Here is a 22,428-nt window from a genome sequence, read left to right as displayed (position 1 = left end):
TTTTCACAGGAATGAAGAAAATATTTCAGATAACCCTTTTCATGTTCCTCGCAGGTGCATCGGGTTGTAATGACGATAAATTTTTAAATACAGAGCCTCTCAGTGACCTTACCACGGAAGAGGTATTTTCAAGCAGTCCACAGGTATTTTCTATCCTGGCTAACCTGTACAACCGGCAACCGGATTTTTCTTCGGTGAAAAGCTGGATGTCGATGGCCGATTTTAGCGAGAGTTTTATATCAGATAATGGAGGCGATCAGGTAGCTGTTTTACGCAGGAATTCATGGAATTATGATGCCTGGAATAACTGGGACTATGCTTACATCCGGGATATCAACCTTTTTCTTGAAAGGGCAGAAAGTGCCACCGTCCTTTCCGAAGCGGATAAAAAGAGATTTTTAGCCGAAGCCCGGTTTTTACGGGCCAACTATTATTTCGAGCTCGTAAAACGCATGGGAGGTGTTCCGATTATTACCAAAGCACTCGTGTATGATAACAGTGGTAATACAGAGGCGCTGCAATTTCCAAGAGCAAAAGAACACGAGGTGTATGATTTTGTGATAAGCGAAGCGGAGGCAATCAAAAATCTGTTGCCAACGGATGCGAACCAAAAGGGCAGAGCAACCAAGGCGGCTGCGCTGGCGATGGAAGCCCGGGCGGCATTGTATGCAGCCTCCATTGCGAAGTATGGATCGAACACGCCGCTGGTAAATTTACCGGGCGGGGAAGTGGGCATACCCGCAACGATGGCTTCCGGTTATTATACCAAAGCATTGGCTGCTGCAAAGGAAATTATCAGTGGAACTGCCGGTGCTTATGCGCTGTATAACAAGAAGCCAAACGATCTTCAGGATAATTTCGCCAGCATCTTTTATGATAAAGGCAATAATCCGGAGAGTATCTGGATCGAGGATTTTCAGCTGAAAACGGTCAAAGTACATGGTTTTAGCGTTTCCAATCAGCCTCGTTTCGGTGCAGAGGAAGAAGAAGGAGGGCGGATCAACCCGTCACTTAATCTTGTGCAGGCATTCGAAAAGCTGGACAACACTTTTGCGCCAATTCCGGTAAAAGACGGTTCGGGTAATCCTATTTATTATGCTAAACAGGCGGATGCTTTTGCAGGACGTGATGCACGCCTGGGAGGTACGGTGATTTTACCCGGAACAGCTTTTAAGTTGCGGCCGGTTGATATCTGGGCAGGATATCAGTTGCCAAACGGAAGCATTTTATCGGGAGATGATAGAGGATCACAGCGCCCTTTACCAGATGGTTCGACAGCCCAGGTTGTAGGATTCGACGGCCCGATTGTTGGCAAGGAACATACGGCACAAACAGGTTTTTACATCAGAAAATATTTGGACCCTGCCATCGGATCAGGTTCCCGCGGAACGCAAAGCGAGATTCCTTTCATTCGTTACCGCTATGCAGAAGTGTTATTAAATGCAGCAGAAGCTTCATTTGAATTAGGGAAGACAGCGGATGCGGCGGAGTACATGAATCGGGTGCGTACCAGGGCTGGTTTAATCATCCCGCTTACAGCCGGTGATATTACATTTGACCGGATTGTGCATGAACGTCGGGTAGAACTGGCTTTTGAAGGACATCTTTTGTACGACATGAAACGTTGGCGTCTGGCGCATCAGATCTGGGATGGTGAACGCCTTGCCGAATCGGAATTGCTAAGCAATATTGGAAAGGCAAATAAGAAAAGCACACAGCCTTATTCTTTACTTCCCTACAAGATTTATAATCCGGGGCAGCCTAATCATAATCAGTGGATTTACAAGGTCGCTTTATCAAATCTGGTCACGGGTGCTAACAGATTCAGACTGGGTAATTATTACAGTTTCATTAATGATGATATCAGGAGCCGTAACCCGAAAATTGTCAGACAGCCGAATCAGGACTAATCATTATTTATCAGAAATTATGAAAAATAGCTTAGCATATCTCGTGATGGCAGTAATGTGTGCTGCATCATTCATGTCATGTAAAAAAGACAACTACGATCCGCCTCAGTCATTGCTGACGGGCAGATTGCTTTACAAAGGCGAGCAGGTTAATGTCGAGTATAATCAGGTTCCGTTCCAGCTTTTTCAGTTTGGTTTTGGAAAGGTAGGGGCCATCTCAAGCACGGTCGATCAGGACGGAAGGTTTTCGGCGTTATTGTTTGACGGGAACTATAAATTAACGATTCCTGCGAATCAGGGTCCTTTTCTCTGGAAAAAGGCAGCCAGTGGCGGACAGGATTCTTTATCCGTTACGATGAACGGAAATCAGGACCTGGATATTGAAGTGATGCCGTATTTCATGATACGCGCTGCCAAATTCTCTGCCGCTGCCAATAAGGTTACAGGAACATTCAGTATTGAGAAGATTATCAAGGATGCTGATGCGAAAAACATTGAAAGGGTCAATCTGTATATTAACAAAACAGAGTTCGTTTCGACGGGGGATTATAACATTGCCAGCAGCCAGTTGACGGCTGAACAAGTTACTGACCCGGCGGCCGTGTCGATGACCGTAAATGTCCCTGCCATTGCGCCAACGCAAGATTATGTGTTTGCGCGCATCGGCATTAAAATTGCCGGGGTTGAAGATATGATCTTTTCACAGGTAGAAAAGGTCCGGTTATAGATTTTACTGGTGCAGAAGAAATTTTTTCTGCACCAGTAAAAAAGGATTTCATACCAGATGTCCTGACGTATCAGTCTAAAAAGGAAGGGTAAGAATAGAGAGGTAACCAAATTTTTTGTCAAAAGTTGTATTAAATGAATGGAGTAATGAGGAAGTACATCAGCGTATTATTTATTGGATTGTTTGCGTTAGGGTGTGCCCATAACAAAATGGGTTCATCCGGAGCGCAAACCGGAAGTCTGAAAAGCAAAGGAAGAAGGGGCGAGGTGCTTTTTCTCGGACACAACAGCAAGCACCATGATTCGGGTAAATATGCGCCCTGGCTTGCCATCAAGCTTTTTCGCAGTGGTATTAACCTGACTTATACCGTTGATCTCAAGGATCTGAATCCTGAAAATTTAAGTAAATACGACGGTTTGATCATTTACGCAAACCACGACTCATTATCTCCCGCTCAGGAAAGTGCCATGAAGGCTTTCGTGGAAGGCGGCAAAGGATTGATCCCGCTGCACTCCGCAACCGGTTGTTTCAAAAACTCACCGTGGTACATTAAAACAGTTGGCGGACAATTTGCCTCTCATAAAACCGGCACTTTTAAAAATATCATGCTGAAACCTGATCATCCGGTAATGAAGGGTATAACCGATTTTGAAACCTTTGACGAAACATACGTTCATAAAAATCTTAATCCCGATAAAACGGTGTTGGGAGAGCGCGTGGAAGGTGATCACCACGAACCGTATACCTGGGTAAGAAATCAGGGTAAAGGCCGGGTTTTTTATACCGCATATGGTCATGACGACGCAACCTGGACTAACGCTGGCTTTCTCGATCTTGTAAGAAACGGTGTGTTATGGTCAATCGGCGACGCGGTGAATAAGGACATTGCCGCGCTGAATATACCGAATCCTGATATTTACAATGCCGATACGATTTCGAAGTACACAAAACGTCATGTGGTGCCTAAAATGCAGGATGCTTTATCGCCTGCCGAATCCAACAAACTGACACAGGTTCCTGCTGATTTTGAAATACAGCTTTTCGCGCAGGAGCCCGATATTACCAACCCGATCGCGATGGCCTGGGATGAGCGTGGCCGCTTATGGGTTGTGGAATCGGTGGATTATCCGAACACGTTCAAAGAAACGGATGGCGCGGCAAATGACCGCATCAAAATTTGTGAAGACACCAACGGCGATGGCAAGGCGGATAAGTTCACTGTTTTTGCCGATAAGCTGAACATTCCAACGAGCATGGTTTTCTCCAATGGGGGAATTATCGTCTCGATGGCACCTGATTTTGTTTTCATGAAAGACACCAATGGTGACGACGTGGCAGATGTTCGGGAAGTGATCATGACGGGTTGGGGGAAAAACGATACCCACGCCGGACCTTCCAATTTACAATATGGTTTTGACAACAAGATCTGGGGGGTTAACGGTTACTCGGGTTTCAAGGGAACGATCAATGGCGAAAAACTCAGTTTTTCGCAGGGTGTTTATCATTTCAAACCGGATGGAAAAGACTTCGCGTATCTGGGAACAAGCAGCAACAATACCTGGGGATTAGGTTTTTCCGAGGATGCGAACGTTTTCCTTTCTACGGCGAACAATACCCACAGCGCTTTCTATTCGATGCCGGCCAAATATCTTCAGCGTTCGCTGGGCGGAGAAGAATCGACGATCCAGGCGGTTCAGAAAATTGACGGACACTATGACGCACACGCAATGACGCCGAATTTAAGACAGGTAGACGTGGTTGGCGGGTTTACATCCGCTGCCGGACACCACTTTTACACGGCAAGAAATTATCCAAAGGAATACTGGAACCGGGTTGCCTTTGTAACCGAGCCAACCATTCGTTTGGTACACAACGCCATTATCGAACCGGATGGTGCTGGTTTTAAAGAAAAGGACGGATGGAATTTTATGGCGAGCTCCGACGAATGGTTTGGTCCGGTGCAGGCGGAAGTAGGTCCTGATGGTGCGGTATGGATTGCCGACTGGTATAACTTCATCATCCAGCACAATGTTTTCGTTCCGGCACAGTCGCCTGCGGAGTTTATTCTGCCGTTTAAAGAGCAGCCTCACGGATCTGGAAATGCATTCAGCAGTCCTATGCGTGATTTAAATCATGGCCGTGTTTACCGGGTTGTGTATAAAAATGGTAAAAAAGCACCCGCATTGAAACTTTCTAAAAATGATTTGCCAGGCCTGGTTGCGGCTTTGGAAAATGACAATATGTTCTGGCGTATGACCGCCCAGCGCTTATTGGTAGAATCTAAAAATGTTTCGGTAGCGCCGGGTTTGTATAAAATTATAAGCAATCCGAAAGTAGATGAAGTAGGGCTGAACAGTCCGGCGGTACACGCACTTTGGACTTTACACGGATTGGGCCTCCTGAATGGTTCGAATGCAGAAGCATTGCAAGCAGTAAACAACGCACTTGCGCATCCGGCTGCTGGCGTAAGAAAAGCCGCCGTGAGTGTTTTGCCAAGAAATGAGCAAAGTTTCGAGTCGATCCAGAAGTTAATGAAAGACCCGAATCTGAATACCCGTCTTGCAACATTTGCCGCATTGGTTGAATATCCTGCTTCGGATAAAATTGGTGTGGCCGTTTACGAAGCGTCTTTGGATGACCAAAATGCGAAAGACAGCTGGTTATCGAAGGCATTGCTGGCGGCTGCCGTTACGCATGAAAAAGGTTTTCTGGCCGCTGCTGAGAAGAAAAAAGGCGGATCTAAGTTTTCTGATCAGATTGTCTCGGCATTAAGTAAAGAAGTTTACCCGTTGGGAAGAAGAAATACCTTACAATTCCCGCCTGATGTGACCGGGAAGGAGATCACGATCAAAGCCAGTGTAACCAAATCGAAGGACAGAGAATTGAAAGGTTTCATCGCCGGACAGGGAGGAAAAGAAGGTGGTTATGCTTTGTATATTCAGGATGGAAAACTGATTATGGCCGTTAAACAGCATGGTATGATCAGCCAGGCTGCGACAACGGAACCGCTTCCTGAAAAGTTTGATGTCGTTGCAAGTTTAACGCAGGGAGGAAAAATCAGTATTGAAATTGACGGCAAACTGGCTGCGGAAGGTAAAGCGCATATGTTGTTTGCGGCTCCACTGACCAATACGGTTCGTACCGGAGAAGATGTGGATGGCGACGATAAGCTGGGGTCATACAATGGCCGGTTCGGTTTCGAAGGGAATTTCCAAAAAGCGTCTCTGGAATTGAACAGACCGGATAATAACCGGACGGACGAAGTTAAAACCAGAACGGCGGTTTCAGCCTCAAAATCCGGGAATGCGCTGGTGATTGACCTGAAAGTGGAAAAGGAAATTATGCAGTATGACAAAAAACTGATTCAGGTAAAAGCGGGGCAAAAGGTAATTATTAACCTTGAAAACCCGGATGGCATGCAGCATAACATGTTAATTCTAAAACCGGGTACTTTACAGAAAGTGGGTAAAGCGGCGGATGACATGTTGTCGAATCCTAAGGCTGCGGAAAAACAATATGTGCCAGGAATTCCTGAAGTTTTATTCGCGACAAAACTGGTGAATTCAGGCGATACCGTGACGCTTGAATTTACAGTGCCCAACGAGCCGGGCGACTATCCGTATGTGTGTACATTCCCTGGCCACTGGCGCGGTATGAATGGGATTATGCGTGTGACCAAATAATTATTGCTACCTAATTTTCAATTCAATAGATCAAAAATGACCAATTCACTTTTTAAAACCGGCCTGACTTTTTTGCTCCTGATGGTATTGGGCATCGGATATGCAAAAAGCAATGCCGCCAACCCGGAAAAAAAGAAAGCGATCCGTGTGCTGCTGGTAGGCGGTGGTTCTTCACATGATTTCGATCGCTGGTACAAGCAGGAAGACGTGGCTACGCTTCAGAAAGATGGTTTCGCATCGGTAGAATATACCAGCGATCCGACAACTATTTTCTCGAAACTTGCCGGCATTGATGTGCTTTATCTAGCCAATAACCAGCCCATCAGTGATGATGCAACCCGCAAAGCAATTTTCGCATTTGTCGATTCGGGGAAAGGATTGGTTCTTGCCCATCCCGCGCTTTGGTACAACTGGAACGACTGGCCTGAGTATAACCAAAAACTCGTAGGCGGTGGCTCAAAGGGACACAATAAGTATGGCCCGTTTGACGTGACGCTGACCAATACGAAACATCCGGTAACCAAAGGCGTTCCGGCAACATTCGGCCTGAAAGATGAGCTATACTATTATATCGCAGCACCATCGGCAACCCCGATTGAAGTATTGGCAACAGCCAAAGCAGCGGACTCAGACAAGGTATTCCCAAGCATTTTCATCGTAAAATACCCAAAGGGAAAAATCGTAGGCATTGCCTTAGGCCATGACGCCGAGTCACATACCATCGAACCATATAAAACCATGCTGCGCAACGCCGTAAAGTGGGCAGCAGGCAAGTAAAATTCTCTTAACACAAAGCCCTGAAAGGGCGCCATATCTCAGCAGCGGGCATCGCCCGCGGATTATCAAACCAAAAAAAGCATAGCATTATGAGTCAGAAACAAATCACAGTCGTTATCGTGGGCATGGGTTTTGGAAAAGAATTTATCCCGATTTATCAAAGTCACCCGAATATTAAAGCTGTCGGTATTTGTACACGCAGCAAAGAAACCCGTGATGAGCTAACGGCTAAATTTAATCTGGACAAAGATTTAGTTTTTGAACATTTCGAAGACATTCCAAAAAGAGCGGATGTAGATGCGATCCATATCGTGACGCCGGTTCCTGAGCATGCCAAAATGACCCTTGCGTCCCTTAACGCGGGCAAACATACGGCTTGTACGATCCCAATGGCCATGACTGTGGAGGATTGCACCGCTATTGTTGAAGCAAAACGCAGGGTGAATAAAGTGTATATGATGATGGAAACGGCGTTGTACACACGTGAATTCCTTTACGGACTGAAACTTGCTCAAAACGGAGAATTAGGAAGAATCCAATTTGTTCGTGGTTCTCATATTCAGGACATGAGCATGGAAGGATGGGGAGAATACTGGAAAGGTTATCCGCCGATGCTAAACGGAACCCACGCAATTTCACCGCTTTTGAAAATTAATAATACCAAAGCCGAAACAGTGGTATGCCACGGATCCGGCCGTCTTTCAGAAGATCTTGCCAGCCGTTACGGTTCTCCTTTTGCAGTAGAAACGGCAACTTTTACCTTGAAAAATTCGGATGTTGTGGCTGAGGCTACACGTTCATTGTTTGATGTGGTTCGTCAGTACCGCGAAAGCTATGACGTCTATGGCACAAAAATGTCATTCGAATGGGAGCAATTGCAGGATGAAAGCCACGTGATTTTTGACGGTGGTGAAAATGCAGTGCGTATTGATGTGCCGGATACGGATGAATTATTGATCGAACCGATCAAACATTTTACGAAACGCGAAAAAATTGACGACCCAAACCACGTTTCTTTCTTGCAGGGCGCTGGTCACGGTGGCTCACACCCGCACCTGGTGCAGGAATTTGTGGCGGCTATTATTGAAGGAAGAGACTCGGCAGTAGATGCGGCATTGGCTGCAAACTATACCTGTGCAGGCATTTGTGCACACGAATCTGCCATGAACGGTGGTATCCGTGTCAACGTGCCAACCTTCGATTAATGTTTTTTAAACCATGAGCCTAAGGGCTCTCATACCTTAACCATGGGCATTGCCCATGGTTATTCGCGTATTCAGATGTGCTTGCGAAAACCTTCTGAACGTAGCTGTCGTCCTTTTCACCCCTAAAACCAAAACCATGTTATTCGGAGCTAGTACATTTATCTGGGTCTCTCCCTTTTCTACGGAGAACATCGATTTACTTACCAAGGTAAAAAATATGGGTTATGATATTCTTGAAATAGCCGTAGAAGATACCAGTATTATCGACTGGAATTTAATCAAGGATATAGCACGCGACCTGGATTTAAAAATTACCATCAGCGGAGCATTTGGAATGGAGCGGGATATTTCCAGCAACGAACCTGAGTTTCGGAAATTGGGGAAACAATATATTATAGACTGTATCAAAATCGCGGAAAATATAGGCAGTCCGATTTTTGGCGGACCGGTTTATTCGGCGGTTGGCAAAACCCGCTTGGTTTCTGACGAACAGAAAAAACAGGAAAGAGCCTGGTGCGTGGAAACATTGCAGGAAATTGGAAAAATCGCCGGCGACCATGGCGTGGTCGTTGGGCTGGAACCCTTGAACCGCTTTGAAACGGATATGGTCAACACCGTGGATCAGGCATTATCCATTGTACATGAAGTGGCAAGCCCGAACCTCAAAATCGTACTGGATACGTTTCATTCCAACATTGAAGAGAAAGATATTCCGGCGTCCATCAGAAAAATTGGTAAAGATTTATTATGTCACGTTCAGGGTAATGAAAGTGATCGCGGGACACCGGGAACGGGGCATCTGGAATGGCAGGGTATTCGTGAAGCATTAATTGAAATCGGCTACGAAGGCGCTGTGGTAATCGAAACGTTCGGGCAACCATCCAAGGAACTGGCAAGAGCAGCCTGTATCTGGCGCCCGCTTGCCAATAGTGCCGACGAGCTGGCTTCGGAAGGACTGGATTTCTACAAGCGCATGTTTGGCGTGAAATAGTCTTATGAATTGGGTCGAGCGGCTTAGAGTTTTACCTGTGTTATTTCAAAATCTATAACCATGAAAAATACGATCCTGTTTTTTTTGCTCACGATCGGTACCGGTGCATTGGCTCAGGTACCGGTTGATCTTAAAGGTTTTGATAAAAAAAGTAAAGTCCAGGTTGAGGTCAGCGGAACGATCCTGCATATCGGCTGGCCGACGGGAGAATCGGAGACTGGAAAACTTGCTATTGACCTGAGCACTGAAAAGCCATTGGTCAGTAGCATCCAGCTTGCCGGAAGCAGTGGTTCGCATACCGTGGCCAGAGATCTGGACCCGGCGTTTATTATCAATGTTGGAAAAAGGGATTTGGTATCACAAAATGGCTGGAATATTTTTTTCGACAAAACCGCCTACCTGCCTTATGAAGCTTATACGGTAAAACTGGCAAAAACCGGCGTTAAAGTCATTTCGTCAGGATCACACACGCAGATCAAAGTAGATGGGGCCAACGCGGGACCGTTTTCCGGCTCGATCGATATTACTTTGTATAATGGCTCTCCACTGTTGAATATTGCTGCTGCATTAACCACCCAACGTGATTCTGTGGCTATTATTTATGACGCGGGACTGGTAAGCCAACGCTCGCCATGGGAGAAAATATTCTGGTCGGACACGGAGCAGTATGTGCAGCACAAAAAGCTGGATGGAAAGGAAGCCGGCCAAGCGTTGGAAGTTAAATACAGGACCATCATCGGGCAAAGTAAGGAAGGCAGTCTGGCGGTTTTTCCGTCGCCGCACCAGTATTTTTATCCGTTGGACAACTGTTACAACTTAAACCATACCTGGTTTGGGAATAATTACAGAAAGCTGATTCCCGGTTTTGGATTGGGAATCCGAAACGATATGCTTGGCGACCGGCGCTGGGTTCCCTGGTTCAATGCGCCTCCGGGAACGGAGCAGCGTCTTAATTTTTTCTGTCTGATCAGTGCGGAGAAAGATGGCAAAGTTTTGGAAAAAGTGAAAGCTTTTACACACAATGATACGTATCAGCCGCAGGAAGGATATTACACGATGGCGAGTCATTTTCATCAGGAACACGTCGATGATGTTTTGACCCATAAACCGCTTCCCGAAGTCCCGGGATTTGTAAAAGCTTTCAGAAATACGGGCGTCAACATCGTACACCTCGGAGAATTTCACGGCCCGGGAAGTCCCCGGGGCCCGGAAGTGAAAAGATGGCTGGAACAAAAAACTCTATTTGAAGAATGTACCCGGTTGTCCGGCGGGAATTTCCTGCTGCTGCCGGGCGAAGAGCCCAACAATTTCTTCGGCGGCCACTGGATGAATATTTTTCCAAAGCCTGTTTATTGGGTGATGGCAAGGGATAAAAACGAGCCGTTCGTGGAAGATCATCCGGAGTACGGAAAACTGTACCGGATCGGCAACAAGGAAGATATGCTGAAATTGCTGGAAGTTGAAAAGGGGCTCGCCTGGACGGCGCACGCCAGAACCAAAGGTTCTACCGGTTTTCCCGATAAGTATAAAGACGAAGCATTTTTTAAATCCGACCGTTTTCTGGGGGCAGCCTGGAAAGCACTCCCGGCTGACTTGTCGCAGGATAAGCTAGGAAAACGTGCGCTGGACCTGATGGATGATATGGCCAATTGGGGATTGAAAAAACACATCATCGCGGAAGCAGATCTGTTCAGGATAGAACCCCAGTATGAGCTATACGGTCATTTGAACGTGAATTATCTCCAGCTGGACGAAATGCCTGAATTTAGAGATGGCTGGCAGCCGGTTCTGGACGCGATGGAAAAAGGAGAGTTTTTCTCGACAACCGGTGAGATTTTATTACCCACCTTTACAGTAAACAACAAGCAGTCCGGGGAAACGGTGAAACTCGATGCCAAAGGCACCGCAGATATCGTTTTGGAAACCAGCTGGACATTTCCGTTGAACAAAGCTGAAATTATTTCAGGCGATGGTAAAGAAATTTATCGCGAGGTGATTAACCTGCATGATACCCAGGCTTTTGGTAAAAAGACATTTCATTTTTCTCCCAACCTTAAAAACAGAAAATGGGTGAGAATTGAAGTGTGGGATGTTGCGGCGAACGGTGGATTTACACAGATGATCTGGCTGGAATAAATGATTTATCAAACAACGCGTTATATGAAAAAAGTACAGATAGTATTGTCTTTACTAACCGCATTTTCAGGCAGTGTTTTCGGCCAGAATGCAGTTAAAACAACGATTCCCAAATATAAAAACCCGGTTTTTGAACCGATCCTGGCCGATCCGTCGGTGATCAAAGCGGATGACGGATGGTTTTATGCCTATGGAACGCAGGATGACTGGGGCGATGGAAACCCCGCGCACCTGGTTGCCGTTGTACGTTCAAAAAACCTCAAGGACTGGACTTTTGTCAAGGATGCTTTTTTGACAAAACCTGTCTGGAAAGAAAAGGGTGGTATTTGGGCACCCGATGTGGCAAAGGTAAATGGGAAGTATCACCTTTATTATGCGTATTCAACCTGGGGAGATCCTAATCCGGGTATTGGGTTGGCTATTGCCGATGCACCTGCGGGACCCTTTACCGACCAGGGTAAATTGCTGCTGAGTGCCGAGGTTAAGGTGCCGAATTCCATAGATCCCTTTTTTATGGAGGATAAGGGCAAAAAATATCTTTTCTGGGGAAGTTTCAGCGATGCGCCGACCCAGGGAACCTATGGCGTGGAAATGGCCGCCGATGGGAAATCAATTCCGGATCTGACGAAGAAAATAAAAATAGCTGCCGGGGATTTTGAAGCAATTATGATTCATAAGCGGGGCGGATATTACTACTTTTTCGGTTCGAAGGAAAGCTGCTGTGAAGGTGCGGCAAGCAAATACCATGTGCGTGTTGGCAGGTCTAAAACCTTGTTCGGGCCTTATACTGATCAGGATGGAAAAGATCTGCGGGAAAGAGGCGCCGGTACCGTTTTAATTAAACGCACGAAAAACATCGCTGGTCCGGGACACAATTCCAGTTTAATAACCGATTCCAAAGGGCAGGACTGGATGTTGTATCATGCCATCGACGTTAAGAATCCGCATGTATCGACTGGTGCGAACCGCAGGTTTTTAATGCTTGATCCGGTGCACTGGAAAAATGGCTGGCCGGAAATTCTGAATGCTGAACCAAGTATGGATGAACAAAACGCGCCTTTTTTTAAATAAAGTACGCTTTCCGGAAGAAGACTAAAGTACACGTTGCATTTGTCTTTCCGGCCTTGTGTGAAAAACTTAAAACTCTAAATCTTTACAAATGAAATTTTTAAAAACGACAGTCTGGGCATTACTGGTTTGCCTTTCTTTCCAAAACTGCGCAAAAAAAGCAGAAGAGAAAAAGGAAGAAAATATAGCTGAAACAAAAACATCCGGCCGGGAAATCTGGACGAAAGAGCAGGCAAAAGACTGGTATGCCAAGCAGGAATGGATTGTTGGTGCAGACTTTTTACCGAGTACGGCTATCAACCAGCTTGAAATGTTCCAGGAAGCATCTTTTGATACGGCTACCATCGACAAAGAACTAGGCTGGGCGCAGGGAATTGGTATGAATACGATGCGGGTATATCTCCATGATTTGCTTTATCAGCAGGATTCAACGGGTTTTTTAAAGCGACTGGATGTATTTTTGAACATTGCAGCGAAACATAAGATCAAGCCTGTTTTGGTTCTTTTCGATTCCTGCTGGGATCCTTTTCCGGCGTTGGGAGCGCAGCGCGCGCCTAAACCGGGTGTACACAATTCTGGCTGGGTACAAAGTCCGGGGTTCAATGCGTTGAAAGACAGTACGCAATATCCACGTTTGGAGCAGTATGTAAAAGGTGTGGTAGGCAAATTTGCTGACGACGAACGCGTACTGGCCTGGGATATCTGGAACGAGCCGGATAACACCAACAACAGTTCTTATGGCAAAATTGAGCTTCCTAACAAAGTGGATTATGTATTGCCATTGATGACAAAATCTTTTGCCTGGGCGAGATCTGTGAATCCGGTACAGCCATTAACGGCCGGTGTCTGGGCCGGAGACTGGACTTCATATGAAACCTTGAAGCCGATTGAGAAAGCGAGTATCGACGAGTCCGATGTGATCACTTTCCATAACTACGACAGCGCGCAGGAATTTGAAAAACGCATCAAGCAATTGCAGCAGTATGACCGCCCGATGATCTGTACGGAATACATGTCGCGCGGCAATGGCAGTTTCTTCGAAGGTTCTCTCCCGATTGCGAAAAAATACAACGTCGGCGCGATTAACTGGGGATTGGTTGACGGAAAATCCCAAACCATTTATCCCTGGGACAGCTGGAAAAAAACGTACACCAGCGAACCTCCGCTTTGGTTTCACGATATTTTCAGAAAGGACGGAACACCGTACAAACAGGCTGAGGTTGATTTAATTAAGAAACTGACGGCGTCACGCTAAGCTGATAACCTGAAAAGTCCATTTGAGATCATTCAAATGGACTTTTCTAAATTTAAATTATATAATCTCGGCAAGCTTTAATAGCCGATATAGTTCCAGGTCATCAAGATTCTCTCTTTCAGATTTATCATAGATGGAAAGCAAATAAACACTTTTGTTTACAACTTTAACACAGGTGATTATTCGGGCTCCGCCTCTCTTTCCTTTCCCCTTCGAAGAAATACCCAGTCGAATTTTGTAACAATCATTTCCAAATAATCTCCCTGCGACGGATCGGTTTCCAGCGATTCTATGAGTGGCTTAGTATCTTTTTTTAGGGATTTATATTTTTTAGCGAGCCTTTTTATTTGTTTCTCGAAAGATTCAACAACGACAACTTCATAACTCATTCCAGAGTTCTTTTGCCGTTTTTAACTTCTTTTTTCCGGATTGATGTAATGCAATCTCGGTCATGCCACCTTTCAAATCCTGAACAAATTCGTCTTGCTCCGGGCTTAAAGTAAGCTTGTGACCAGATTCAATTTCCTGGTACTTGAATTTTTTTAGAAGTTCCCTGAAAAATGAAATATCGTTATCAGGAATGTTCACAAGAACTTGCATACTTTCTTTTTCTCAAATTTAAACAAAACCGGTTTACCAGAATCTGGATTGGTTTTGCTTGTTGTATAATATCAATTTTAATTAGGCCATCCTATTGGCAGGCAACATTTTTGGTCTAAATCTATTGGTACAAATTATGATTATTTTATTATAATTAAAAATGAAAGATGTTCTTTTGCAGCTTGGCCCGATATTAAACAGGTAATTTATCCGGGTGCTGAACTTTGAATTATATAACTGGAAAATCCCTAACCCACTTTCAGATTTAATATTTTATGAAAATTCACAATTTTGGAGCCTATTTTCTTATGGTTCTAACATCATTTTTATCCATTTCGGAAAGTATCGCTCAAAGAAAACCCCAAAAGCCAAACGTCATTTTTATCTATGCGGATGATCTTGGTTACGGAGATTTGAGCGCTTACGGTGCTACTAAAATAAGTACGCCAAACATTGACAGGCTGGCCAATGAAGGTTTGAAGTTGACCAATGCACACACGACTTCGGGAACTTGTACGCCTTCCAGATATGCTCTAATGACCGGTAATTATCCCTGGCGGAAAAAAGGTACCGGTGTTTTGCCGGGAAATGCTTCGTTAATTATTCCGACGGACAAGATTACTTTGCCGCTTGTTTTTCAAAATGCCGGTTATAAAACGGGAGCGGTTGGAAAATGGCATTTGGGGCTGGGCACGCCGGGGAAGGATATCAACTGGAATAAGCCGATCAAGGTGGGGCCAAACGAGGTCGGATTTGATTATGCCTATTTCTTTCCGGCTACCTCCGACCGCGTACCGACTGTTTTTATTGAAAACCATGACATCGTCGGATATGAAAAGGAAGATCCGATTGAAGTGAACTACGTGGAAAAGGTAGGGAAAGAGCCTACGGGAAAAGATAACCCGGAGTTATTGAAATTACAGGCTTCGCCGGACCATGGGCATAACAATACCATCGTGAATGGTATCGGCCGGATTGGTTATATGAGTGGTGGAAAGCAGGCCCGCTGGACGGACGAAGAAATTGCGCATGTCTTTTTAAGTAAGGCAGAACAGTTTATCGAAAACAACCAGAAAAATCCGTTTTTCCTTTATTTTTCTTTGAATGATATCCACGTGCCGCGCATGCCGAGTACGGAGTTCAAAGGAAAGAGTAAAATGGGACTTCGCGGTGATGTGATTTTGCAAATGGACTGGACTGTCGGCGAAATCCTAAAAAAACTGGAAGCTTTACATTTGGACGAAAATACAATCGTCATTTTTTCCAGTGATAACGGTCCGGTTCTGGACGACGGTTATGCGGACAAAGCCGTGGAAATGGCAGCAGGACATAAACCTGCGGGCGCACTAAGGGGTGGAAAATACAGTGCTTTTGAAGGTGGTAGCCGTGTGCCCTGGCTGGTTCGCTGGACGGGTTCTATCAAACCGGGTACGGTTTCCAATGCATTGATATGTCAGGTTGATTTGTTGTCTTCCTTTGCCCAGTTTTTTCAGCAAAAGATAGCAGATACCGAAGCGACGGATAGTTTTGCCATGATGGATGCCCTGATCGGGAAAACTAAAATAGGCCGGGAGAGCCTTGTGAAGCAGGGCGGCGCGTTGTCTTTAACAAAGGGAAATTGGAAATACATTGAGCCCAATACGAATCAGGCATACAACAAACTCACCGGAACCGAGCTTGGTAACGATCCGAAGCATCAGCTGTATGATTTAAGTAAAGACATCGGAGAAAAAAATAACCTGGCCGATCAGAATCCGAATAAGGTTAAACAGATGGCAGAAGAATTAGCGAAGATTAAAGAACAGGGTGGAAGCCGGTAATTACAAATTATAGGTTCAGATTTTTAACGCTTTTTTTAGTCAGATCACAAGGTTTGAAGACAAAATATCCTGGATTGAAAATATTTTTTATAATTATTGTAAAATAATTTGCTATGTAGAAAAGATTCTATGATATTGTACTGTGTTAGTAATAATTCTACGCATAGTAGATTCTGCCTATGAAAAGAGCGGTTTACCTGATTTTTTTTATTAGTCTAATACTTGGTTTAAAGGAGGTTGCGATATGTCAGCCTGCGAATGCTGTCTATGCAAATTCACAAACTAGTGGTGGTTCGGTTGGAGGACTTGGCGATTTTGATGTGAATAATCCTTTGAATGCAATCAATTCGGCTACCAATGTGAAGCCGAATGGTAACTTTACACACTTGAAGGCTTTAAGTACCCTTGGGGTGACTTCTGTCTGGCAGCAGCTGGCGTTTCCGGCATCTGTACCGGCCAATTCAACGGTATATATCAAAACCACGGCTACTGCGACAGCATTGCTGGGGGGAGGCGTTACAATAATAGCCTACACTACGGCAACGGGTACGGGTACCTCCGTGACGCAGGCTTATACAGCGCCTAAAACCTATTATACAGGCGATGGGAATGTGTATATGGCTGTTACGCCGACGGGAAGTTTTCAATCGATCCGTATTACATTATCATCGCCAGTGGCACTGGGAACCAATACTTTCGATGTTTTTTATGCCTTTTATGGCCCAACGGCAGGTAATGATTCCAACCCATTTCCGTTCAATGTAGCGGATTGCGGTTTGCCCAATGTCAGTACCTTTGGAAGTTCGGGTATAACGGTAGGATCGTATGGGGTCAGTAGTCCGGGAAATGCCATTGATGGTGATGCCGGAACAACAGCCTCTTCATTTTACGCCACCGGCCTCTCGCTGTTGTCAGGGCACATTGTTCAGACTTTCTTTTTTAACGGAACCTCAAATTCCGCTGACGCAGTAAGGATTGTTCTGGCAAAAAATGGTGCATTTACGGCGGTTTCACTGGCGGGAAGCATTAAGGTTCAGGGTTATAACGGTACGACCGCCGTGGGTACCTCCCAGCTGTTCAGCGCATTGCTGGATGTCGATTTGCTGAACCTTTTAAGTACGGATAATAACAAAGTGACAGCCTATTTTGCACCCAAAGATGCGTCAAATAATTCGGTTGTTTTTGACAGAGTTACTGTGGACCTTGACCTGGGCTTGCTGGGTGTGGCGTTGGGGAGTAATGGGCTCAGTATCTTTGATGTACGAAGAGTTCCTGATGCGCCCGCTTCACCGAATCTGACTGTTTGCTCCAATATCGGTACTGCGGCTTTGTCGGCACTTACCGTTCAGGAAAGCCTGAGTGGGATAGGAACATTTGTTTATAAATGGTACGATGCCCTTCGGGACGGGTCTCTGCTGAATACCGGTAAAACCTATTCGCTAAGCGGTTTGACAACACCTAGTCAGGTAAAAAACTATTATGTAGATATTCAGAAATCAGGATGCGTCACGCCATCCGGCAGGAAAAAGGTGGAGGTAAGTATTGTGAACCCGCCTGTTTTGCCAGGAATTGCTTTAACGCCTTGATTTTAAGATAATAAAAAATAAAACCCTTTTAAATATTTACTAAATATTTCTCATCAGTTTAAATTAATCTTCATGAAAAAGATGTACCTCTCGGTTTTTTTTAGCCGTTTCTCAGCATTGAAACGTGCGACAGTATCCCCGATATTTTCATTAATCCAATACTCGGGTTGACAATCTGAATTTAAAGATTCGGTCAATTGATCGGGACTACTTGTGTCTTGTGCTAAAATGAACGTGATTTTAGTAAAAGAGATATAGGAATGGTATGTCTGTACTTTGGATGCCGGATTATTTTCATGGCTGAAACAGAATTATATTGCCCATACGTTTATAGTTAATCGTGCACAGATAGATATTTGAATTCTAAGGGCGAACGATCTCCCGAACGAATATTTGTTACGCTGAAAAGTCGGTATTACACCATTTACTCAACGTTATTTTTATAAAAAGTAGCAGTGATTCGTTTATGCCCGGATTGTTTGATCAATTTTCCCGGCTTCCCGGAGGCATTTCTATGCAAAGCAATGATCGTATTTAACCAGGTTATCCTTTGAAGTGCCTGATCAACGGTTAGCCACCGGGGGATAATTAGAAAATTAAACATCAAAACATTTTTAATCAACGTAATTGTTATGAAAAAGACCCTTACCTCATTGTGCCTTGGCTTTATGCTTTTCGTTATTGCTTTCTCTTCAAAAGCAGCTGTGATTCCTGGTGGGACCTATTATGTAATCAGTGGGGAGTCATTCTCGCTTACGCCTTCTTTGACCAGTTTGTACCAATATAAATGGCTGCTGAATCCGGGAGCCGGACAGATTGAAACGCTTCTGGATGCGACTTCGGGCGGCGTTTATACAAAGACATTCGGGACAGGTTCAGAGCTGGGTGTGGTAAGCAATAAATTGACCCTCGGCGTTTTGGAGACCCTTGGAGGCTGTTTATCCGATGTGATTGAGCATACGATTATTGTACTGCCCAAAATAACAATTACGTTGACAACCGCGGATGGGAAAGATAATTACTGTTTGGGTATTCCGGTGAGTACAACATTAACCGCGAACGTGACCGCTGTAACAGGACTGGCTGACGTTAATGTATCGCTTTCTCCTTTTGCCTGGACGAAGGATAATAGTGGTACAGGTCTGGAGACACAAACAGGCAGTACCCTGGCGATTACTTCGACTGGTACTTACAAAGCTTTGGTTAGCTACATTCTGCCAGCAGTTGGGCCGACTCATACGGCTTCCAAGTTGCTTAATGCCATCAATAGTACGGCTAAACAGATTAGAAACGATCTGCCGCTTCCTGTTTTACCAAGTATTACGCTTAACTAATCTGGGATTTTTCCATTCATGATGTTTTGAGGAAACAAGAAGGATTTTCATTGAATCAAAATATGAAAAACATACTCTTCATAGCTGCTATCCTCTTTTTACCCGCCTCTGCCTTTGCGCAGAGCGGGGTGAGAGAGGTGGCGATCTGCAAGGGTACTTCCATCCGGCTTAAAGCAGCGTCTGCCGGTGCCACGCTGTATGAATGGCATAAAAATGATCAGGTCATTCCGGATGTTTCCGGAAGTGACCTGATCATATCTGAGGAAGGGGATTATACTGCTTATGCCTTAAATGTTAACGGGTGCAGTTCCGATGCTTCCGTAGCAATCCATCTGATCTTTAACCGGCCGGTTGCGGCAGACGATATTACTTCCGGGAAAAGTGATGTGGAGTTGCTGCTGGATGTGCTGAATAATGACCAGTCGTTATGCGCTGCCTGGGATACAACCACCCTCACAATGAAACGCGCGCCCGTAAACGGGGCAGTCTTTCGGAGTCGTGGAAAATTCACGTTTAAAGGGAACCCGGGTTTTACGGGAATTGATACCTTTACCTATTCGGTAAAAGATGCGACAGGACAGGAAAGTAACACGGCGAGCGTCACCGTAGATCTTAGCACTCCTTTACCGGTTACACTGATTGGTTTTGATGCCGTCAAGGAAGGATTGACCTCGTTGCTTACCTGGACGACGTCGGCGGAAATGAATAGCGACCGGTTTGAAATAGCGCGGAGCCCCGATGCAAAAACGTGGAACAAACTGGGAGAAGTAGCTGCGGCCGTCAATAGCAATGCAAAGATGCACTACGATTTTACCGACGAAACTCCCGAATCAGGGACGAATTATTACAGGTTAAAAATAATTGATCTGGATGGCACTTTTGCGTACAGTCGCATCAAGTCGGTCAATTTTCCTGAATTTGCCTGGGCGAAATTATTTCCGAACCCGGTTAGCGATGTGCTGCAAATTGTGATCAGCAACAAGCGAGTCCGTAAAATCCGCCTGATCGATTCTTTTGGACACGTAATGTACGACGGACAAATCACTTCTGCCATGATAAAGCTTGACATGAAATCTTACGCGCATGGCATCTATTTTATTCATCTTGAACAGGAAGATGGCGCGGTACGCGTTTTTAAAATTGCTCATCAATAAAATGTGAGAGATACCTGGTGTTACTTAATTCCTTTTCGGCCTTTGTTCCGGGAAGGGATTTTTTATTTTAATCGATTTTTGACTAATGGTGTGACAAACAATGTATTGTGCGTCCTATCAGAAAAGTTTTATTCTAACAAAAGCTGATTATGACTACATATCGTCTTTTTCCAGCCATCTGTTGTGTGTTGTTGCTTTGCATGGCAAAAGTTGTTTCAGCACAAACCAATTACATGGAGCAAAACTTTTCGGGCGGTGGTCCGTTTGTCAGCCCAAACCCGGGTATAGGACAATTCAGTCATTTGATCACCACAAATGCGGCCTTGTCAAAATATGAATTTGGACCCGGGTATATGGATCTCATACGTTTGCAGGAGGATTCGACTACTGGCGGTATTGTGAGGGCTTTACGGGCAGTGCCGTTTTTTCCAAATCCTGAAACGCTTTATATACAGTTGACGTTCAGCGTCGAGGAAATTGGTGCGGCGGCGACCAATGCCCTGTACTTTTATTTAGGAGAAAATTTCTCCCCGACCAATAACAAGATTCCCGCGAATGCACTTTTATTTAGCCGGTTCTCACTGAATTTTCTTGCCTCATCTTTTGTCGTGCATGATATTGAAACGGGGAAAAATAGCAGTCCCTTACCGCTTCATGCGCCCGTAACACTTACGTGGGTACTTAATAACTCGCCCGATGGGCAAATATACCGGAAGCCCGAGAATGCGGCCAAGCCGGATTACAAAGTGATGCCTGGCAAATATGACCTTTGGGTGAACGAAATCTTACAGGTAAATGATGCCGATGCCTATCCGGGAGCGTCGGCTTACTCGGTGTCAAAACTTTCCAACTTTGAAATTCGCTTTCGCAATGGCGTCGGGAAAGTCCGTTTTACAAGTTTGCGAATACGTGATGTAACAGGTGTTCTTCCGCTGCACATTGTTTTGTTTAAAGCGGAAAAGGGTAATGGGAAGGTAAGACTGTACTGGGAAACGGCCATCGACCGGGATTCAGATCGTTTTATGATTAGTAAACGCGGAGATAAGCATTTATACAACGTGATCGGCGATGTTAAAGCGAAGGGGCGAATAGGAGAAGCGTATGCTCTGGTGGACGATGTGCCGGGTGCTGGTGTTAACTATTATCGTGTCGAGCAGATCGATAAATCTGGTCAGGTCATAGACGCGCGGGAGACGGAGCTTTCGTTCGGGGAGAATATGGAATTTTATCTCAGTCCCAATCCTGTTTCTGCTGAATTAATCCGGGTCAATAGTTTTGGTGCGAAACCTGAACTGATGAAAATCTATGATTTAAACGGAAGCGCGTTGGCTTTTGATTTTAAAACAAGCGAAGACGGTGTGATTGAAATACGTCCGCGTAATAAAATCACCTCTGGTGTCTACATTCTTTCATTTTCCAGGAATAGTATCGTCAAATATTTACGCTTTTTGGTTGAGTAGTCGGTAGTTAGTAGAAATAAATTCATAAAATCTATTGTGATTTGTAGGGTGCAATGTGTTAATTTGAAGTCTAGATTTTAAAAACTCATGCATTCAGTTCCCCACTTACAGGAAATTCCCGATGACCGGATCATTTGGCAAAGGTTTCTTGCCGGTGAAGTGGAAGCATTTGATTATCTGATGAAACTCCACTTTCGTATGCTGTTTCATTATGGAAGTAAGTTTTCGAAAGACAAGGAATTTGTCAAAGATAATATCCAGGATCTGTTCCTTATTCTATGGGAGCGTCGCCAGAATTTGAGCCGTGATATTGCTGTGAAACCGTATTTGATGGCTTCATTGCGACGGTTGATGCATAGAAGCGCAATGTCAAAGCCGTTACTGTCGGATTCATCGATCGAAGAAATCAATGGGGATTTTGATATTGAATTTTCGGTGGAAGAAGAGTATATCGAAAATGAATCTACATTGGTTATCACCCAGAAACTTAAAAAGTTACTGGATGAGCTTCCACAAAGGCAAAAAGAGGTGGTTTATTTGAAATTCTTTCAGGAAATGGATCGCGGTCAGATTTCCGTAGTAATGAGTATTTCTCCGCAAACGGTTTCCAATCTCCTTCAGATCGCGATCAAGCAATTGAAAAAGCACTGGAAAGCAGAGCTTTTTACTTTATTGATGGTGCACTTTTTTATATAGTGGTGTTAAGCATGAATACCAGGAGA

At 44.8% G+C, this 22,428-nt stretch carries 19 protein-coding genes; 15 read left to right on the top strand and 4 right to left on the bottom strand.

The window, feature by feature from the left end:
- The first annotated feature begins 11 nt into the window (after nucleotides 1-11).
- The 9 genes from RB622_RS27030 (at nucleotide 12) to RB622_RS26990 (ending at nucleotide 13,752) form a co-directional block, all read left to right on the top strand.
- A complete protein-coding gene (locus RB622_RS27030) occupies nucleotides 12-1,910 on the top strand; it encodes a RagB/SusD family nutrient uptake outer membrane protein (protein WP_308049922.1) in 1,899 nt (632 codons plus the stop codon).
- Between the two features lie 19 nt (nucleotides 1,911-1,929).
- On the top strand, nucleotides 1,930-2,637 hold the full coding sequence (locus RB622_RS27025; RefSeq protein ID WP_308049921.1) for a DUF3823 domain-containing protein: 708 nt from the start codon (nucleotides 1,930-1,932) through the stop codon (nucleotides 2,635-2,637).
- Nucleotides 2,638-2,783: 146 nt separating this feature from the next.
- Nucleotides 2,784-6,320: a PVC-type heme-binding CxxCH protein gene (locus tag RB622_RS27020; protein ID WP_308049920.1), complete on the top strand. Its 3,537-nt coding sequence runs from the start codon at nucleotides 2,784-2,786 to the stop codon at nucleotides 6,318-6,320.
- A gap of 36 nt (nucleotides 6,321-6,356) precedes the next feature.
- The gene (locus tag RB622_RS27015; protein WP_308049919.1) at nucleotides 6,357-7,097 is read left to right on the top strand and encodes a ThuA domain-containing protein; all 741 of its coding nucleotides are present in this window, start codon (nucleotides 6,357-6,359) and stop codon (nucleotides 7,095-7,097) included.
- 89 nt (nucleotides 7,098-7,186) lie between these two features.
- Nucleotides 7,187-8,302, top strand: coding sequence for a Gfo/Idh/MocA family oxidoreductase (locus tag RB622_RS27010; protein ID WP_308049918.1), 1,116 nt, complete (start codon nucleotides 7,187-7,189; stop codon nucleotides 8,300-8,302).
- 136 nt (nucleotides 8,303-8,438) lie between these two features.
- Nucleotides 8,439-9,293 (top strand): sugar phosphate isomerase/epimerase family protein, encoded by an 855-nt coding sequence (locus RB622_RS27005; protein ID WP_308049917.1) that lies wholly within the window; start codon nucleotides 8,439-8,441, stop codon nucleotides 9,291-9,293.
- A 60-nt stretch (nucleotides 9,294-9,353) separates the two neighbouring features.
- Nucleotides 9,354-11,429, top strand: a complete 2,076-nt coding sequence (locus tag RB622_RS27000) for a hypothetical protein (RefSeq protein ID WP_308049916.1) — start codon at nucleotides 9,354-9,356, stop codon at nucleotides 11,427-11,429.
- A 24-nt stretch (nucleotides 11,430-11,453) separates the two neighbouring features.
- On the top strand, nucleotides 11,454-12,500 hold the full coding sequence (locus tag RB622_RS26995) for a family 43 glycosylhydrolase (protein ID WP_308049915.1): 1,047 nt from the start codon (nucleotides 11,454-11,456) through the stop codon (nucleotides 12,498-12,500).
- An 88-nt stretch (nucleotides 12,501-12,588) separates the two neighbouring features.
- Entirely contained in the window at nucleotides 12,589-13,752 is a 1,164-nt protein-coding gene (locus RB622_RS26990) for a cellulase family glycosylhydrolase (RefSeq protein WP_308049914.1), read from the top strand.
- Nucleotides 13,753-13,809: 57 nt separating this feature from the next.
- Here RB622_RS26990 and RB622_RS26985 read toward each other — a convergent pair whose 3' ends face one another.
- Genes RB622_RS26985 through RB622_RS26975 form a run of 3 tightly spaced genes read right to left on the bottom strand, consistent with a single transcriptional unit; the run spans nucleotide 13,810 to nucleotide 14,352 of the window.
- Complete coding sequence (locus RB622_RS26985) at nucleotides 13,810-13,974, bottom strand: type II toxin-antitoxin system RelE/ParE family toxin (protein ID WP_308049931.1); 165 nt, start codon at nucleotides 13,972-13,974, stop codon at nucleotides 13,810-13,812.
- Nucleotides 13,932-14,141, bottom strand: coding sequence for a hypothetical protein (locus RB622_RS26980; RefSeq protein WP_308049912.1), 210 nt, complete (start codon nucleotides 14,139-14,141; stop codon nucleotides 13,932-13,934). Before RB622_RS26980 ends, RB622_RS26985 begins: the two co-directional genes overlap by 43 nt.
- Nucleotides 14,131-14,352 (bottom strand): hypothetical protein, encoded by a 222-nt coding sequence (locus RB622_RS26975; protein ID WP_308049910.1) that lies wholly within the window; start codon nucleotides 14,350-14,352, stop codon nucleotides 14,131-14,133. Before RB622_RS26975 ends, RB622_RS26980 begins: the two co-directional genes overlap by 11 nt.
- A 275-nt stretch (nucleotides 14,353-14,627) precedes the next feature.
- Here RB622_RS26975 and RB622_RS26970 point away from each other — a divergent pair, with 275 nt between their 5' ends.
- Both RB622_RS26970 and RB622_RS26965 read left to right on the top strand, forming a co-directional pair.
- A complete protein-coding gene (locus RB622_RS26970; RefSeq protein ID WP_308049909.1) occupies nucleotides 14,628-16,172 on the top strand; it encodes an arylsulfatase in 1,545 nt (514 codons plus the stop codon).
- A gap of 179 nt (nucleotides 16,173-16,351) precedes the next feature.
- Nucleotides 16,352-17,758, top strand: a complete 1,407-nt coding sequence (locus RB622_RS26965; RefSeq protein WP_308049908.1) for a hypothetical protein — start codon at nucleotides 16,352-16,354, stop codon at nucleotides 17,756-17,758.
- Nucleotides 17,759-18,182: 424 nt separating this feature from the next.
- Here RB622_RS26965 and RB622_RS26960 read toward each other — a convergent pair whose 3' ends face one another.
- Entirely contained in the window at nucleotides 18,183-18,362 is a 180-nt protein-coding gene (locus tag RB622_RS26960) for a hypothetical protein (RefSeq protein WP_308049907.1), read from the bottom strand.
- A gap of 28 nt (nucleotides 18,363-18,390) precedes the next feature.
- On the opposite strand from RB622_RS26960, the gene RB622_RS26955 reads away from it, so the two are divergent.
- The 4 genes from RB622_RS26955 (at nucleotide 18,391) to RB622_RS26940 (ending at nucleotide 22,402) form a co-directional block, all read left to right on the top strand.
- Nucleotides 18,391-19,092: a hypothetical protein gene (locus RB622_RS26955; protein WP_308049906.1), complete on the top strand. Its 702-nt coding sequence runs from the start codon at nucleotides 18,391-18,393 to the stop codon at nucleotides 19,090-19,092.
- Between the two features lie 62 nt (nucleotides 19,093-19,154).
- Nucleotides 19,155-20,246: an Ig-like domain-containing protein gene (locus tag RB622_RS26950; RefSeq protein WP_308049905.1), complete on the top strand. Its 1,092-nt coding sequence runs from the start codon at nucleotides 19,155-19,157 to the stop codon at nucleotides 20,244-20,246.
- Between the two features lie 149 nt (nucleotides 20,247-20,395).
- Nucleotides 20,396-21,706, top strand: coding sequence for a T9SS type A sorting domain-containing protein (locus RB622_RS26945; RefSeq protein ID WP_308049904.1), 1,311 nt, complete (start codon nucleotides 20,396-20,398; stop codon nucleotides 21,704-21,706).
- An 87-nt stretch (nucleotides 21,707-21,793) separates the two neighbouring features.
- Nucleotides 21,794-22,402 (top strand): sigma-70 family RNA polymerase sigma factor, encoded by a 609-nt coding sequence (locus RB622_RS26940; RefSeq protein ID WP_308049903.1) that lies wholly within the window; start codon nucleotides 21,794-21,796, stop codon nucleotides 22,400-22,402.
- The last annotated feature ends 26 nt before the right edge of the window (nucleotides 22,403-22,428 follow it).

Origin of the sequence: Dyadobacter sp. LHD-138 (assembly GCF_030929615.1) — a bacterium.
In the GTDB taxonomy this organism is placed as follows: domain Bacteria; phylum Bacteroidota; class Bacteroidia; order Cytophagales; family Spirosomataceae; genus Dyadobacter.
The sequence above is the reverse complement of the archived record's forward strand: the minus strand, read 5'-3'. Positions and strand labels throughout refer to the sequence as shown.